Origin of the sequence: Mariniradius sediminis (assembly GCF_021491425.1) — a bacterium.
GTDB classification, from domain to species: Bacteria; Bacteroidota; Bacteroidia; order Cytophagales; family Cyclobacteriaceae; genus Mariniradius; species Mariniradius saccharolyticus.
On the sequence record NZ_JAKEVZ010000003.1, the window covers coordinates 31,971 to 48,181 of the forward strand.

The 16,211-nt window shown below is 46.4% G+C and carries 13 protein-coding genes and 1 tRNA gene; 7 read left to right on the forward strand and 7 right to left on the reverse strand.

The features are described 5' to 3' along the window. Positions 1-57: 57 nt before the first annotated feature. Genes L0U89_RS04675 through L0U89_RS04685 form a run of 3 tightly spaced genes read right to left on the reverse strand, consistent with a single transcriptional unit; the run spans position 58 to position 3,357 of the window. Positions 58-1,356, reverse strand: a complete 1,299-nt coding sequence (locus L0U89_RS04675) for a tetratricopeptide repeat protein (RefSeq protein ID WP_234860470.1) — start codon at positions 1,354-1,356, stop codon at positions 58-60. Between the two features lie 11 nt (positions 1,357-1,367). Beyond that, positions 1,368-2,648, reverse strand: coding sequence for a BamG family beta-barrel-assembly machinery protein (bamG, locus tag L0U89_RS04680; RefSeq protein ID WP_234860471.1), 1,281 nt, complete (start codon positions 2,646-2,648; stop codon positions 1,368-1,370). After that, positions 2,632-3,357, reverse strand: a complete 726-nt coding sequence (locus L0U89_RS04685; RefSeq protein ID WP_008627973.1) for a type III pantothenate kinase — start codon at positions 3,355-3,357, stop codon at positions 2,632-2,634. Before L0U89_RS04685 ends, bamG begins: the two co-directional genes overlap by 17 nt. Before the next feature lie 123 nt (positions 3,358-3,480). Here L0U89_RS04685 and L0U89_RS04690 point away from each other — a divergent pair, with 123 nt between their 5' ends. The 3 genes from L0U89_RS04690 (at position 3,481) to L0U89_RS04700 (ending at position 7,538) form a co-directional block, all read left to right on the forward strand. Continuing rightward, positions 3,481-4,560: an anhydro-N-acetylmuramic acid kinase gene (locus L0U89_RS04690; protein ID WP_234860472.1), complete on the forward strand. Its 1,080-nt coding sequence runs from the start codon at positions 3,481-3,483 to the stop codon at positions 4,558-4,560. 58 nt (positions 4,561-4,618) lie between these two features. Then, positions 4,619-5,845 (forward strand): Glu/Leu/Phe/Val dehydrogenase dimerization domain-containing protein, encoded by a 1,227-nt coding sequence (locus L0U89_RS04695; RefSeq protein WP_234860473.1) that lies wholly within the window; start codon positions 4,619-4,621, stop codon positions 5,843-5,845. Positions 5,846-6,041: 196 nt separating this feature from the next. Further along, on the forward strand, positions 6,042-7,538 hold the full coding sequence (locus L0U89_RS04700; protein WP_234860474.1) for a sodium:proton antiporter: 1,497 nt from the start codon (positions 6,042-6,044) through the stop codon (positions 7,536-7,538). 149 nt (positions 7,539-7,687) lie between these two features. On the opposite strand, the gene L0U89_RS04705 is transcribed toward L0U89_RS04700, so the two are convergent. Together L0U89_RS04705 and gpmI are read right to left on the reverse strand one after the other, a co-directional pair. Continuing rightward, positions 7,688-8,242 (reverse strand): hypothetical protein, encoded by a 555-nt coding sequence (locus L0U89_RS04705; RefSeq protein WP_234860475.1) that lies wholly within the window; start codon positions 8,240-8,242, stop codon positions 7,688-7,690. A 75-nt stretch (positions 8,243-8,317) separates the two neighbouring features. Further along, positions 8,318-9,841 carry a 2,3-bisphosphoglycerate-independent phosphoglycerate mutase gene (gene gpmI / locus L0U89_RS04710; protein ID WP_234860476.1) on the reverse strand — a complete coding sequence of 508 codons (1,524 nt, stop codon included), beginning with the start codon at positions 9,839-9,841 and terminating at the stop codon, positions 8,318-8,320. 297 nt (positions 9,842-10,138) lie between these two features. Between gpmI and L0U89_RS04715 the strand changes: the two genes are divergently transcribed. The 3 genes from L0U89_RS04715 (at position 10,139) to L0U89_RS04725 (ending at position 12,272) form a co-directional block, all read left to right on the forward strand. After that, complete coding sequence (locus tag L0U89_RS04715) at positions 10,139-10,573, forward strand: DUF4783 domain-containing protein (RefSeq protein ID WP_234860477.1); 435 nt, start codon at positions 10,139-10,141, stop codon at positions 10,571-10,573. Between the two features lie 110 nt (positions 10,574-10,683). Then, positions 10,684-11,544 carry a carboxylating nicotinate-nucleotide diphosphorylase gene (gene nadC, locus L0U89_RS04720; RefSeq protein WP_234860478.1) on the forward strand — a complete coding sequence of 287 codons (861 nt, stop codon included), beginning with the start codon at positions 10,684-10,686 and terminating at the stop codon, positions 11,542-11,544. A gap of 71 nt (positions 11,545-11,615) precedes the next feature. After that, on the forward strand, positions 11,616-12,272 hold the full coding sequence (locus L0U89_RS04725) for an HAD family hydrolase (RefSeq protein WP_234860479.1): 657 nt from the start codon (positions 11,616-11,618) through the stop codon (positions 12,270-12,272). An 11-nt stretch (positions 12,273-12,283) separates the two neighbouring features. On the opposite strand, the gene L0U89_RS04730 is transcribed toward L0U89_RS04725, so the two are convergent. Further along, on the reverse strand, positions 12,284-14,344 hold the full coding sequence (locus L0U89_RS04730; RefSeq protein WP_234860480.1) for a S9 family peptidase: 2,061 nt from the start codon (positions 14,342-14,344) through the stop codon (positions 12,284-12,286). 439 nt (positions 14,345-14,783) lie between these two features. Here L0U89_RS04730 and L0U89_RS04735 point away from each other — a divergent pair. Beyond that, positions 14,784-14,907 (forward strand) — tRNA-Asp (locus L0U89_RS04735). A 68-nt stretch (positions 14,908-14,975) separates the two neighbouring features. Here L0U89_RS04735 and L0U89_RS04740 read toward each other — a convergent pair. Beyond that, on the reverse strand, positions 14,976-16,199 hold the full coding sequence (locus L0U89_RS04740; protein WP_234860481.1) for an ABC transporter permease: 1,224 nt from the start codon (positions 16,197-16,199) through the stop codon (positions 14,976-14,978). Between the last annotated feature and the right edge of the window lie 12 nt (positions 16,200-16,211).

Consider the following 16,211-nt stretch of genomic DNA (forward strand, 5'->3'; position numbering starts at 1 on the left):
ATGAAAAAAGAAAGGCAGCGTTAGCGGCTGCCTTTCCATTAAATCAATCATTTAAGCTTAGTCCCTGGTTGCCAATGTGACTGTTTCTCCAATCCAGCATCCTGTGCTGATGGTTTCACCAGCCATTTTTCCTTCCGTAAACAATTCCTCTTTGGACGGGAAGCGTGCACGTGCGTCACGCATGCCTTCGGAATTTCCTGCCTTTTGGAATGCATTGTAAGCAGCGATATAGACAGAGGAGTCTTTGGCGCGGCTTTCACCACCTTTGCAATCGTTGAAAGACATCATGTAAAGCTGACCGATCAGAGTATATGCCTCGGATACCCTTGATGGATCTAATTTTGCGGCTTCTTGCGCTGCAGAACGTGCAGCGGATTTCCTGCCTGCCTGTCCATGTACCCTTGCAAGGTCCATATGTATTTCAGCTTTTTGGGCGTCATTTTCAGCTAAAGTAAGCGCTTTTTCCAACACAGGTTGAGCTTTATCATACTCCCTTGCTTGCATGTAACGCATTGCCCTCACTTGAGAAGTAGCGAAAGTTGGATTGGCGTTGTCGATCACTTCCAAAGCACTCAAGAACGCAGGAAGTTGAAGACATTTGTATTGTACAGAATACTTGAAGATCTGCTGTGCCACCACCATATTAGTTGGGTCGGCTGCCAATCTTGGACCCAAGGTTTTCTCGATAAAATCACAATTGATCAACTCCATGGCTACCAAAAGGGCTTCCACGTTTGATTTTGGAGTCGTTACGTCCTTTCCTTGTGCTTCTGCTTCATCCAGTAGTTTGGAGATTTTGCTATGGATATCAAGTACTTGTTCGGCTGTATAAGCCTTGTTGAGCAGGTAATGTCTCCTTACCAAGTCAAAATAAGCAGCAGTATAAGCTGGGTTGATGCTTCCGTTTACTTCGAACGCCCGATCATAATATCCAATTGCTTCGGCAAGCTTGGTTTTGTCTTCGCGGAAATACTGGTATCCATAATAAGCTTTATTCTCGATCCACTTAGGCTCGTTGTCGTAGTTGGCCTTCCTCAACTCGTACACTTTCATGACAGAATCTTGGTAGACCCTTTTTTGAGCAGCGTCTGTAGTTTTTCCTGCAGCACCATGGTAGATGGTTACACCGTTGATATAGATGGACTCATTGAGTTTGGGCACATTCACCAAAAGCCAATGCAAAGGCTTGGTGGCCTCGACAAACTGCTCTGACTTCATGTAATCCACATAGGCAGCATTGTATTCCCTTGCCTTCGCTTCCATGGCTGGATCGCTAGGGAAGTTGAACTCCTGTGCCTGAACGGTGCCTACCATGGCTAGGGCCATCAGCCCTACAAGTGCGTGTTTCAGTTTCATAGTTATTAGTGTTAATCAAATACTCGTTTATAGAACCAAGTGTTATCATTCAAGGAAAATCCAAGGCTGAATCCAAAGAAATCTTCCTGAAGCAGACCATTCTCCGTTGTCCCTCTCCTTCCGACTTTGAATGCAAAATTGAGAAGAGAAAGACTGTTTACAGGAACCGAAGCTCCAAAATTGATGCCAATGTCGTTGATACTCGTTTCGTTGACTACGTACGGAGTCTGTTGGTAAAATACCCCAAACCTGAAAGTGGACCTCTTGAAGATATTCTCCACGGAGGTATAGTCCGGTACGATTTGCCCGCCAAAAGCCACCCTGATATTCTCTTTAAGGGAACTCGGATTTCCCTCAAAGGTTCGATATTGTGTAAAATCCTGTCTCTGAGCCTCTAGGCCTAGTACAAATTTATTGATTTTCTCGTAACTAATACCGAAGCCGATATTTTGCGGCACGTAGACCGAACCTTTTACATTGTTGCTCAAGATATCCCCATCCGTATCGGGCCTGCTAGCTTGACCAAATTCGGCAAGCTTCGCAAAGTCTTTTCCATTAATATTTCCAAAAGCATTATAAATGGCTCCAAGATGGATATTGCTTCTTTTTCCCGCTTTAAAGAAATAATACACGCCGGTTTTGAAGGTTACGTCGCTGACGGTAAACCGCTGGTAGTATTCCGTGCTTATGCCTGTCGGGGTGCCGTTATTGATCAGTGAGAGTTGGTTGGTCCGGATGGTGGAGCCAAAAAGGTAGGAGCCATGCAAGCCGATGCTCAGGTTTTTTGCCACCTCAAGACCACCTGATAGGTAGGCCTCAGACACGCCACCTTCTCCATCGATTCTATTGATGAAATTGTAGTCAGAATTGGTCACATCCCCATTCACCACAATACTGTAGTTGACCGAAGTGATCTGATTGAGGCCAAGGCCGAGTGAGCTTTTGCCCGATTTGATGGGAAGAGACATTGCAGCGTAGGAAAGTCCTCCACCATCCACCGTTGTACTGCCACCGGTAGAAGAAACTCCCAGCCTGTTGTAGTTAAAAGCTGCTTGGAAATTGAAAATCGTGTTGCGGGTGCTAAGTGCCGGATTCATGTAGTTGACACCCCATCCAGTACCGAAACTGATGCCCAAGCCTCCCATGGCCTGGTTTTGGGTAAGACCCGCATAATTGAATTCACCGATACCCAATGAGGTATAGGTGGAAGCACTCGATTGTGAAAAAGCCTCTGAAAATATGATAAAGGCACCTATGGTGCCCAGCAATCTCAACCTATTGGTAATGGACATTGTAGCTTAATATTCGATTCAGCCCATAGAGGACCAAATTGGGGATTACAAATATGTGGTCTTTTGTCAAGCTTTCAAAGATTTTAGAGTCACCGCCACAAATTATGACTTTCAAATCCGGGTATTTGGCCCTGTATGCCTCGATCATGCCCTGTATTTCATAGTGAATCCCAAAATAAACACCGCTTTGCATGCAGGATTCCGTGCTATCCCCAATCAGCTCCGGCTGTTGTTTTTCCGGCATCCCGACCAAAGGCAGGCGTGCGGTCTGCTGATGCATCGCGCGGAACCTCATTTGCAGCCCAGGGCTTATTCCTCCACCCAAATATTGGTCTTGCCTATCCAGCAAATCATAGGTAATGCAGCTTCCCAAATCGATTGCCAAAACGTCGTCTTTGGGGAATTTACACCGTGCACCCATGACGGCGGCCTTTCTGTCCACTCCCAATGTATGCGGCGTGGCATATAAATTCTTGAATGGGATTTTCGTTTCTCGGCTTAGAAATAGGAAATTGAAGGGCAATTTCTCCTTCAAATCAGCCTCCGAAAGGGTTACCGAACTGATGATACAGGCTTCGAAATCAACGCTTTCCGAAAACTCAGCGATATCGTGGATGTCAATAAATAACTTTTCCTCCACGAATGCCTCATCTTCAAAAACCGCTGTTTTGATCCGGGTATTGCCGATATCTACGATTAGTCTTTTCACCTTACAATTATTCCTAAAAAAGCCGGATATGTTGTGTCAGCGAAGTTACAGAAATTAGGTCCGCACCGATTTTGATTAAAATAAAATTAACTTTAGCAAAGAATTTTTAACATCATTTAACCCATGGAGCAAAAGACATTCTATAAAGTGGTTGGGCTTATGTCCGGTACATCAGGTGACGGGTTGGATATAGCTTATTGCGAATTTGAGAAAAATGATACTTGGGCTTTTTCAATCCGAACTGCTGAAACAGCTCCCTTTCCAAAAAAATTGGGCAAGAAACTGAAAAAAGCCCATACGCTCAATGGGTTGAAACTGACCAAACTCGATGTGGACTTTGGGCGGTGGATGGGTGAACAGGTCAAAGAATTTGTCAGCAGGCATGGACTGGAACCCGAAGCGGTAGCCTCTCACGGACACACTGTGTTCCACCAACCCCAAAACGGAATCTCCCTCCAAATCGGTAACGGATGGTCGCTTAGGCAGGCTTGCGGCCTCACGGTCATCAATGACTTCAGGATGCTAGATGTCCAATTGGGTGGGCAAGGTGCGCCTTTGGTCCCGATCGGCGATCAATTGTTGTTTGGTGCCTATGACTATTGCATCAATCTCGGTGGTATCGCCAATATCAGTATGGACCGCGCTGGGAAAAGACTGGCCTTTGACGTGTGTTTTTTTAATCTTTTGCTCAATCACTTTGCAGAGGCTTGTGGCAAACCTTACGACAAGGACGGGAAGTTGGCGGCAAAAGGAAAGTTACTAAAAAGGGTGCTGAAGCAATTGAATAAGTTGCCTTATTATCATATAGAAGGAGCGAAATCACTCGGTCGGGAGGATTTGGATGCTTATCTCAAGATACTCGAATGGTCAGAAGCCCATAAGCCTGCCAATATACTGCATACCTTGGTCGTACATTTTGCCCAACAACTCCAGCGGGTTTTGGAGCCCATGGAAGGCCGGCAGACATCGGTCCTGATCACAGGTGGTGGTGCCAAAAACCTGTTTTTTATCGAAAAGCTGAAAGAAACAATTGGGCCAGAGTTCGTGATTGTGCCAGCGGGTGACATGCTTGTGGATTTCAAAGAGGCGCTTGTGTTTGCTTTTTTGGGCGTTTTGCGGCTGAGGGGCGAGATAAATACACTTGCTTCGGTTACAGGTGCTTCCCGGGACAATTGTGGTGGAGTGATCTTTAACGAAGCCTAGCGGGGTTTTCCAGCCGAAGAATATTTCTATTTTTGCCGGCGATAAACCCAAAATAGAGATGAAAGATTTATTAAAAAAATTTGAAAACAAGCAGCCGGAGATTGTTTTTGAATGGAGTGACAACGAGTCCGAGGCAGAAGGCTGGGTTGTGATCAATTCCCTTCGCGGCGGTGCGGCAGGTGGAGGCACTCGGATGCGTAAAGGCTTGGACAAGCGGGAGGTAGAAAGTCTCGCGAAAACCATGGAGGTGAAGTTCACAGTATCCGGTCCTGCAATTGGTGGAGCGAAGTCGGGGATCAATTTTGACCCCCGGGATCCAAGAAAACCCGAGGTGCTCAAACGTTGGTACAAAGCCGTGATGCCACTATTGAAAAACTACTACGGCACCGGTGGCGACCTCAATGTAGACGAAATCCATGAAGTGATACCCATCACAGAAGATTATGGTCTTTGGCACCCGCAAGAGGGTATCGTCAACGGACATTTTCATGCCAGCGAGCCAGAAAAGATCAGGAAGATTGGTCAATTAAGACAAGGGGTTTCGAAGATTTTGGAAGACCCTCACTATACGCCTAATGGTCCAAAGAAATATACGGTCGCGGATATGATCACTGGATTCGGGGTAGCGGAAGCAGTAAGGCACTATTATCATATTTGGGGTGGAAAAATCGAAGGCAAGCGGGCCATCATCCAAGGTTGGGGAAATGTCGGTGCGGCAGCTGCTTGCTTTCTCGCGGTTGAAGGGGTGAAAATAGTTGGTATAATTGACCGGGTTGGAGGGTTGATTAAGGAAGATGGATTCACGCTGGACGAGATTAGGGAATTGTTTTTGAACCGGGAGGGTAACACACTCGTGTCCGATTACCTTATTCCATTTGAAGAAATGCAAGAACGCGTTTGGGATTTATCCGCTGAAATATTCATTCCCGCGGCCGCGTCAAGGCTATTGACCCAAAACCAAGTGGAAAGAATGGTACGGTCCGGACTCGAGGTAATCAGCTGCGGCGCCAACGTCCCCTTTGCGGATTCAGCGATATTTTTGGGACCCATCGGCGAGTGGGTCGACGATCGAATTTCGGTGTTGCCGGATTTTGTTGCCAATTGTGGTATGGCCCGGGTGTTTGCGTATCTGATGTCAGAAAAGGCATCGGTTACGGACCAAGCGATTTTTTCGGACGTGAGCAAGACGATTTCGAAGGCCCTGAAAAATGTCTACCAAAAGAATCCAACCAAGACAAAGATTGCACAAACTGCCCTGGAGATCGCCTTGAAACAGTTGGTATAAACATTTTACCAATCATCAGCCAAGAGGGGTGACATTTAAATTAATTCCTCTTGGCGCTGGGTCTTCATATAGTCTGTTTCATTCAAAATAGGTAGTTTAGCGGAAATAAAGTCCAATTTTGTATATTGGATTGTTGATTTTAAGTGGTGTTTTTTTCAAACCAGCATTGTTGAAAAAATTTGCTAAACTGACCTGAATGAAGAATCTATTCGCTGTTTTTGTATTGGTTTGTGGAGTTATCCTTTTGTTGGGAATCTCCACTGGCTATTCCCAAACAGACCTATCCGTACAGCAAGATACAATCGAACAGAATGACCACGATCAGCATTCGGCTGAGGCGCATGATGTACATGAAGGTCACCACGGCGCTGCACCGGTTTGGCTAGTAATTCCCTTTGTGGCCTTGTTGTTGATGATTGCCACGGGTCCGCTTTTTTACGAACATTTTTGGCACCACAATTATCCCAAAATCGCTGTAGGCCTTGCCATTTTGGTTGTGTTCTATTACCTTTTTGCGTTGCATAATGTGCACGGGCCAGTACATGCATTGGCGGAATATATTCAGTTTATCGCGTTGTTGGCCTCTTTGTTTATTGCCTCTGGTGGGATTTTGATTGAGATTGATAAAAAGGCGACGCCAATCGCCAATGTATCGCTACTCGTGATTGGAGCCTTGGTGTCAAACCTCATCGGAACCACAGGGGCTTCGATGCTGCTAATTCGTCCGTTTATCCGACTCAACAAAGGCAATATCCAGGCATACCATATTATTTTCTTCATATTTATGGTAAGCAATATCGGTGGCTCATTGACCCCAATCGGCGATCCGCCTCTGTTTTTGGGCTTCTTGAAGGGCGTTCCATTCTTCTGGACACTTACCCATAATTTTCCAGCTTGGCTGTTGGCACTGTTTGCTTTGGCGGTAATTTTTTATGTCATTGATCGCAAGTTCGGAACTGCCAACGAGGATGATTTGGAGGATGTCGTTTACACGAACAAATTCGAGATGAAAGGCTCGAGGAATTTCTTTTGGCTATTGATCATCATCCTCTCCGTTTTCTTGGATCCAAACGTATTGGATTGGGTACCAGCAATTCATTATGATGGACAGAAGTTTTCATTCATCCGTGAGATCATCATGTTCTCAGTTGCCTTCTGCAGCTATCGGTTTGCTGATAAAGCCGCACTCAAAGGCAACGAGTTCAATTTTGAACCCATCCGAGAAGTTGCATTTATATTTATCGGAATCTTCGGTACGATGATGCCCGCATTGGAACTCGTCGGAAACTTTGCCAAATCGCCCGAAGGATCGGCTTTGATCACACACAATACGCTTTATTGGGGCACGGGTGTGTTATCGGGTGTTTTGGACAACGCACCTACTTACCTTAACTTCCTCGCCGCCGCAATGGCTTCCCAAAATGCTGAGATCAGCAATATCCAAATGGTGCGGGATTTCGCGATGGACAAGTATGATGACTCTGCATTTGAACTCATGGCAATCTCTGTCGCGTCAGTGTTCTTTGGGGCGATGACCTATATCGGAAACGGGCCAAACTTCATGGTGAAATCCATCGCAGAACAAAGCGGGATCAAGATGCCATCGTTTTTCGGGTATGTGATCCGTTTTTCGGTGCCGATTCTTTTGCCAATACTCTTCCTAGTATGGTTGGTTTTCTTCGCGTTTGTGTGATAAGGAGTAGGAGTCAACACTAAAAAATTCAAAAACCCCGAAAATCACTTCCGGGGTTTTTGTTTGAAAGCCAATCAGAGGCAAGCTTGATTTTGATTTGTTTTCGTCTGAATTCAAGTAGAATGAAGTGCCTGTTTCGGAAACTCAAATCAATTATTGATTGATGCGCGAATGACCATTCGATTCGGCTTCATGAAGACGACTTTTTGGTAGCTATCGAGTACGTAGTGATCCAAATTGCCGGTAGTGCTGCGATTGAAGATCGCACCACGGGTTTCGCTTTTATAAAATGGGTTTTCTGATTTTGCGTGGAAACTCAACTCCTTGATAATCCCATCTTCGTACCGCACGACGATTTTCTGGATTTTGGCTTTTTCGCCCGGTTTCAGTTCGTGGATGAGGTATTCCTCGGAGCGCTTGGTTTCATAACTTTTTGCCAAGCTAGGCCGATTGATGTCTGCCTGAGTAAACAATTCCAGTTCCTTGATCCAATCCGCCGTGCCCATGATTTTTTCCATCCGTTCCTTTTCACCGTTGATGGTGATTTCCTTGACCACCAAGGTGCTGTCGAGGTCTTGGGCTTTGACTTCGATGTAATCTTTGAGAGGGAAGTAAATTGCTTCCTCCGATTGTTTACTTTCATTTCCGCCGCAAGACCATATGATCAAAGGAGCGACGGCAAACAGGATTCGTATGTTTTTCATAGGGTGATTTTGAGAACTCAATGTGGAAGCCAAACCAAGAAACTTTTAATGCTAGGTTGTCATTGTTGCCTTGGATCAGTTCAATAGCACATTGCCGGTCATTTCTGTGGGAACTTCAAGCCCCATAAGCGTGAGGATTGTGGGGGCTAAGTCGCCAAGCTTGCCGTTTTTCACTTCCAAGCGATTCTTGTCGTCTACCATAATGCACGGCACGAGATTGGTTGTATGGGCCGTATTGGGAGTACCGTCCTCATTGATCATGACGTCGCAGTTGCCATGGTCGGCAATCACGATTGTTGTGTAGCCACTTTCCAAGGCTTGGGTAATGACTTGTTTTGCACATTCATCGACTGTTTCACAGGCTTTTACCGCGGCTTCGAAAACGCCTGTATGTCCAACCATGTCAGGGTTGGCAAAGTTGAGGCAGACGAAGTCAGGATTCTTTTTCTTGAGTTCGGGCTTGATTTTGCTGGCGATCTCAAATGCACTCATTTCGGGCTTGAGGTCATAGGTTGCCACTTTTGGAGAGGGGCAAAGGATTCTACTTTCTCCTTCGAACTCTTTTTCTCGGCCACCAGAAAAGAAGAATGTGACGTGGGGATACTTTTCTGTTTCGGCGATCCGGATTTGCTTCTTTCCGTTTCTGGCGATCACCTCACCGAGCGTGTTGTTCAGGTTGTCTTTTTCAAACAGCACCTTCACACCTTTGAAGGTTTCATCGTAGTTGGAGAAGGTAACGTAGTGTAGGTTGAGTTTTTTCATGTTGAAATCCTCAAAATCCTGCTGGGTAAGTACTTGGGTAATTTCCCGGCCCCGGTCTGTCCTGAAGTTGAAGCAAATGACTACATCCCCCTCGGCAATGGTGGCCAAGGGTTTGCCGTTTCCGTTTACCTGGATAATCGGGCGGATAAACTCGTCCGTTACGTCATTCGCGTAGGATTTGACCATAGAGGCGATGAAATCTTTGGACATCTCTCCTACGCCGTGTACCATGGCATCATAGGCTAATTTTACCCTTTCCCATCTTTTGTCCCTGTCCATCGCATAGTAGCGGCCAACGACAGAGGCTACTTTGCCAACAGAGTGCTGTAGGTGTTCCTTCAATTCATTCAGGTAATTGATCCCACTTTTCGGATCTGTATCGCGGCCATCTGTGAAGGCATGGATGAATACTTGGCTCAATCCGTGGTGCTTGGCTGCATCACACAGTCCTTTGAGATGGTTGATGTGTGCATGCACTCCACCATCGGATACTAGCCCGATGAAATGGACTTTTTTGTTTTCTTTTTTGGCGTAGTCGAATGCCTCCACCAATACAGGATGGGTGTTGAGGTCGCCTTCTTCCACGGCTTTGTTGATCTTGACGAGGTCTTGGTAGACGATACGGCCGGCACCGATATTCATATGGCCTACCTCTGAATTACCCATTTGTCCCTCAGGTAGCCCAACGGCCAATCCCGATGCCTCCAGTTTTGAATGGGGATATTTTTGATAAAGGCTGTCGATAAAGGGCGTTTTGGCCTTGGCAATGGCGGAAACTTCTGGATTGGTACCCAAGCCCCACCCGTCCAAAATCATCAATATTACCTTTTTGTTCATGAGTCAGTCGGCTATCGTTGAATGTATAAAAATTTCTAATCACAAATTGGGCTGTAAAAATGCCTATTCTTTGGCAAGGGGACAAAATTCGGCAGATAATATTTTTTTTGGACTATGGCGAAAGTGCTATTAGGTGACGGCTAATCCCGGTCAGTGAAGTGGAAGCCACTTTCATTTCAAGTGATTAGGGAGGGGGGTGTCCACTTGATCTCGCGATATTGTTTAGAATGGATTTAATTCTTGTATGAATCAGGAATCACCTAAGAGTTGGCGCAGTATTTGATATTGGTCAGTCGTATGAATAAAATACTCCTTCTCGTTTTTTTGGCAAGCCTGTTTTTTGCACCTTCCCGCGCTGTGGAAGAAAGGGATACTGCTGCCGTTTTCAATCAGGTCTTGGCTTCGTTTCGGACGGGATCAAGTAAAGAGTTGGCGAAGCATTTTGAACCATCGATTTTGCTCAATTTGAATGGCCAAAACGGAAATTATTCCAAGACCCAGGCTGAATTTATCCTCAAGGATTTTTTCCGGAAAAACCCACCAAAGGATTTTAGCATTTTGCACAAAGGTGGAAGCGGAAATGCCTCACTCTATTATGTGGGCACTTACCTTTCCGAAAATTCACAGTTTAGGGTGTTGATCAAGGGCAATCCAAAGGATGATGGTTTTAGGATTTTCAGCATGGAGATCCTCCAGATGAACAGTTACTCTACGACGCGTCTTCGTGATTAGTCAGTAGGATTGTCTTTTCCCTTTCGCAATCTATTTTGTGTTAGAGTCCAACCGCCCGCAGGTTTACGAGCGGTTCTTTTGGTATACGCGATCTTTCCTATTTTTGGCATGTGAAAAACATACCATATCTCTCCCCCGAAAATATTTCTGCGTTTATCAGCGAAGCCTTGGCTGAGGACGTCGGACCAGGTGATTACTCCACCTTGGGTTCCGTTCCTGCAGAGGCCAAGGGACGGGCACGGTTGATCATCAAGGAACCGGGAGTGATTGCCGGATTGGAATTGGCATCAATGATTTTTAAACAATACGATGCTGATTTGGAGGTGCAACTGTTGGAGAAAGATGGGGCGAAGGTTTCGGAAGGCACCATTGGTTTGGTAGTAAGCGGTCGGGCACGTTCGATTCTCACCACCGAGAGGCTGGTACTCAACTGCCTGCAGCGGATGTCGGGTATTGCTACAAGGACTGCCCAACTCACAGCATTGATTTCCCATACCAAAGCCAGGCTCATGGACACAAGAAAGACCACCCCCAATTTCCGAATGATGGAAAAATGGGCCGTACTACTTGGGGGAGGACTCAACCACCGGTTTGCGCTCTATGACATGGTCATGCTCAAGGATAACCACGTGGACTTTGCAGGTGGCATCCGAAAAGCGATTTTGTCCTCCAGGGCTTTTTTGAAGTCAAAGGGCCTGAACCTAAAGATCGAAATCGAAACGAGAACCTTGGAAGAAGTCGAGGAAGTGCTGGCAGTCGGAGGTGTGGACATCATTATGCTCGACAACATGGATGAGGTTACCATGAGAAAGGCGGTCGCACTTGTGAATGGGCGCTATCCGCTCGAAGCCTCGGGTGGGATTACGGAGGAAAACCTCCGTGCAGTGGCCGAGTGTGGGGTGGATTACATTTCTGTCGGCGCATTGACGCATCAAGTAAAAAGCTTGGACATCAGTCTGAAGGCGTTCTAAAAAGCTTTCTTTCTCTTTGAATTCGTCAGGACTTGCAACCATGAAATATTTAGAAACTGAATTTGGAACCCATGAAATTTTCTCGTTTGCCCAAAGCGATTCTCTTTGACATGGACGGCACATTGGTGGATAGCATCCCATTTCACCAAGAGGCTTGGCTCAGGTTTTTGGAAAGTCATGGGATACACCTAGGTCCAGATGAATTCCACGCCCAAAACCACGGGACCATTGATGAGATGATCCGCAGGTTTTTCCCAGCAGTCCAGGATTCCACAGCCCTGTATGCCCTCGGCCAAGAAAAAGAAAGGACGTATCGGGAAATCTACAAACCGCATATCCACGAGGTTGCTGGCCTGACTCCATTTTTGGAGCGAATTCACACCTTGGGTATTCAAGCCCACCTCGCCACCATGGGTGACCGACCGAATATCGATTTTGTTTTGGATGGACTTGGGATCAGATCATTCTTTTCCTCCATCACAGGTGCCGAAGAGGTAAGCAAAGGGAAGCCCAATCCAGAGGTTTTCCTTCGAAGTATCGAAAAGGCTAAAGTCCACGCCTCTGACTGCTGGGTCCTTGAGGATTCCAAAGGTGGGATCTTGGCTGGAGCGGCAGCTGGCTGTTTGGTAATCGGGATCACTACCAGTCATTCTCCCGAAGAATTGATTTCCTATGGCGCCGAAAGGACGGTAGTTGACTTTTTGGAACTTATGGAAGAGTTTTGCTAAAGACTGCATCTTCAATCCCCCAAAGGCAACTCGACTTCCTCGCCCCACACGTACTTCGCAAACCAGACCCAATTGTGCCAAGTCGCCGCGAGCCTTTCCTTGGGCTTTGTGATCCCATGCCCAAATCCTTTGTAAACCACCAACTCAGCTGGGACGCCTTGGTCCCTGAGTCCTTGAAGCAGCTCATAGGCATTGGGTATGGGTACACGCCTGTCAAATTCGCCATGTTGGATAAGCGTTGGGGTTTTGGCATTTTTGATGTTAGTCATAGGTGAGGTTTTTCGGTAGATATCCTCATCGTCCCAAGGAGTGGCCTTTAGGTATTGGCGGGTAAATGGATGAATGTCCGTATTGACATAGTATGTCATCCAGTTGGAGATGCCAGCACCGACGGAAACTGCTTTGAATTTGTCTGAATTGGTTGTGAGAAATGCTGAAATGTAGCCGCCTTGGCTCCAACCCATCACGCCGATTTTTGTGCTGTCAACCATTCCTTTTGCAATCAAGTAGTCCACGCCGCTGATTACGTCCCAAGCATCTCCCACGCCGAGGTTTTTAACGTTGAGTGAGCGGAAAGCCTCCCCATATCCTGCAGATCCACGGTAGTTGGGACGCAGGACCAGGCAGCCTTTGTTGAGCCACTGGACAATCGGGTACACGTATCCTGGCACGGGCGAGGGTGTGTCGATGCCTGTCGGTCCGCCGTGGATTACGACCATCAAGGGGTATTTTTTTGTCGGATCATAATCCATGGGCTTATGTAAAACACCCTCGATCAGGGCATCGTCCTTGCTTCTCCACATGACCAGTTCGCTTTCCGCAACCTTCCATTCGGCAATCTGCTGGGTGAAATTACTGATCTGCCTCAACGTCGGTTTTTGCATGGGCGTGATCCAGATTTCGGCAAGTTGATTTCCGTTTCGAGCATTGAGTATCAGTTTTTCCGAATTCATCGAAAAGGCAAAAGCTTGAACCTGCTCGGGCATTCCGGGTATTTTGGCGAAGCTTCCATCTTTCGGTTCGATCCGGTAGATATCCCTTGCTGTCTTGTTCCAAAACAAACCATAGATGCCGCGGGGGTTCCACTGTAACATTCCCGGGTTTTCGTCCAGTTTCTCGGCGAGGCGTTTGTTGTTTTGCCCGTCGATTTGGATGCTGAAAATCTGGGCATTCCGGTAAAAGTTTGAAACCGTATCGTCGACAAAGCTCGTGTACAGAATGCTCTTCGAATCCGGCGACCAGTCTTCAAAACTGTCCGAACTGGGGTTGGCCACCAAAACCGAGACTTCTTTGGTGTTGAGATCCAACATCGAAATGTCAGACTTCACAAACGAGTTGATCAAAGGATCTGGCTGATGGGAAAAGGCAACCTTTTGTCCATCTGGGGATATCTTGAAGTCATTGACGGTAAATGCACCTTCTGTCAAACGGTGCGCTTTAGGCTTCGTGATGCAATTTTCGGCTACGCGCAGCGAATCGGTGGCCGCATAGCAGGGAAGCTCTGATGGATCCCTACCTTCGATGTCCAAGCTGATTTCCCAAAGGTGCTGCAGCGTGTATTCCTTGTCGTCCATTTCAAATGCCCCGTAGCGCTTTTGTTGTTCTCTGTGCTTTTTTGGTTCTTTTTCTTGTTTGAGGAAAAAGATGCGTTTGCCATCGGGATGCCATTCGAAAGTGGACACACCTTCATCTTCATTCGTCAAGGCAATGGGTTCGCCGCCATTGACACGCATGGCAAAGACCTGCATCTTGTTGCCGCGGTCGGAGAGGAACGCCAGCCATTTATTGTCAGGAGAAAAGACAGGAAATACGCTGCTTCCTTTTGGATTGTTGGTGAATTGATAGGGTTCCGAGCCGTTTTTTACCATCCAGATTTCAGAATCAAAGCGATTGTCTGTCCAATCGGTTTTTTGAACAACAAATGCACCCAGTTCACCATTGGGGGATATAGTCACGTAGCCGGCACCACGCAGGGAAATGATTTCTTCAAAACTTGGATTTCGTTTGGACTCCTGTGCCCAAGCGCCATGCAAAGACAGAATTACAAGCAAGGTTAAACATGCTTTTTTCATAGTGATCGTGTAGGATAGGGTAAAAATCTGTGCTTATTCTTCCAATTTAATACAGCGACTTGGTATTTCATACGGATTTGATGTTAAGGATAATCCAAGGAAACACTGATTTTCGAAATTTAAATTGTTGAATAATCATAAAAATAATTTGATTATTAAAAATAATGTAAATATTTAATATCAACATTGAAATTATTTCAACATAATAGATGTTTTATTAACTTTGAAACATCAAACAAAGACAAAAGGTCTTCTCACACTGTAGGATGTTGAAATTGGCAGACAAGCCCTCCTGTCTCGGGGGTGGGGATTACGGCACAAAGCAAACATGGAGCTCGTGTTTTGCCTAACTGCCCCGTGGAGGTTCGAATCCTTCTCCTACAGCAACCATTGATTGGAAAAGCACAAGGTTTTTCCCAAAGAATTGACGGTTTTATACTGTAGGGTGTTGAAATTGGCAGACATGCCCCCCTGTCTCGGGGGTGGGGATCACAGTACAAAGCAAACATGGAGCTCGTGTTTTGCCTAACTGCCCCGTGGAGGTTCGAATCCTTCCCCTACAGCTGGTTATTTTGGGTTTATTGTTAATTGACTAAAGCTGTGAGATTCTGTTTCACAGCTTTTTGTGTTTTTAGATTTCTGTAGGTCTGACTTTGGAGGCGATCCAAGCAGGCCTGAAAGAAGCCAGAAAAGTGATGGCGATGACGGCCAATGTTGTCCACAAGAAATCCGTCCAAATCATTTTCACGGGATAGCTCTCCACAATCGATGAGGCAATTCCCAATGAGACGATGCCAAACTGGTCCTGTGCCCAACAGGTGAAAAAACCAACCACAAGTCCAATTGCAGCACCAGTCAAGGCAATGACTGCGCCTTGTTTGAGGTAAATTTTTCGAATGAGCGATTGTCGTGCGCCCATAGCTACCATGACCGCGGTGTCCTTTTTCTTTTCGATGGCAAGCATGGATAGCGAGAAGAAAATGTTGAAGGAAGCTACGGCGAGGATAAAACTGAGCGTGAGAAACACAAAAAGCTTTTCAATCTTGATCGTCCGGAGGATTTCAGCATGCTGCTCGTCGGTGTCTTTTACAGTAAAATCATTTCCCAAAAGGGTTTTCAATCGTGTTTTGACTTGTTGGATGTTTTCGCCTTCCCTCACTTTCACTTCCAAAGCGGTGCGCTTTTGTCCATAGTTGAGCAGATCGCAGACAAACCAAATGGGGGCCAAAATGTAATTGTCGTCAAATTCCTTTTCGACACTGAAGAACGCACCAGGCTTCAGGCTCGCCCGGCTGTAAAGTTGGTTGGGGTCGATCGTACCGGCACTTCTAGGCGCTTTTGGATAATATACTTGCAACAGATCGACTGGATTGTCCAAATCCACAGAGAGAAAGAAAGCTACACCTCTTCCCAAAATCGCCATCGGCCTTGTCTCCGAGCCGAAATCCAACTGCCCCCATATATATCCTTTCTCAAAGCGGCCTTGCTGCAAGTAATTGTCACTGACGCCTTTGATGCGTGCGAGGTGTTGGTAGTCCCGGTAGCGAAAGAGCGCATTGTCTTCAATCACTTCGGTCAGCACTTCCACACCTTCTACCGATTCGATTTCTTTCAGCCAATTAGGTTCAGCCAGAAATGATTTCCCTTTTGCTGCTTCGATTTTGATCTCGGCGTCAAAGGACGCATACAGGCTTTTGACCAAATCCTCCAGGCCATTGAATACAGACAGTACGATCACCAGCGCCGCAGTCCCGACAGCCACTCCCACCATCGAGATCCGCGACAGAACCGTGATGAAGTTCCGTTTCTTTTTGCTTTTGAAATACCGGTAGGCAATGAAAAATGAAAGGTTCAAAACAGCTTGGGG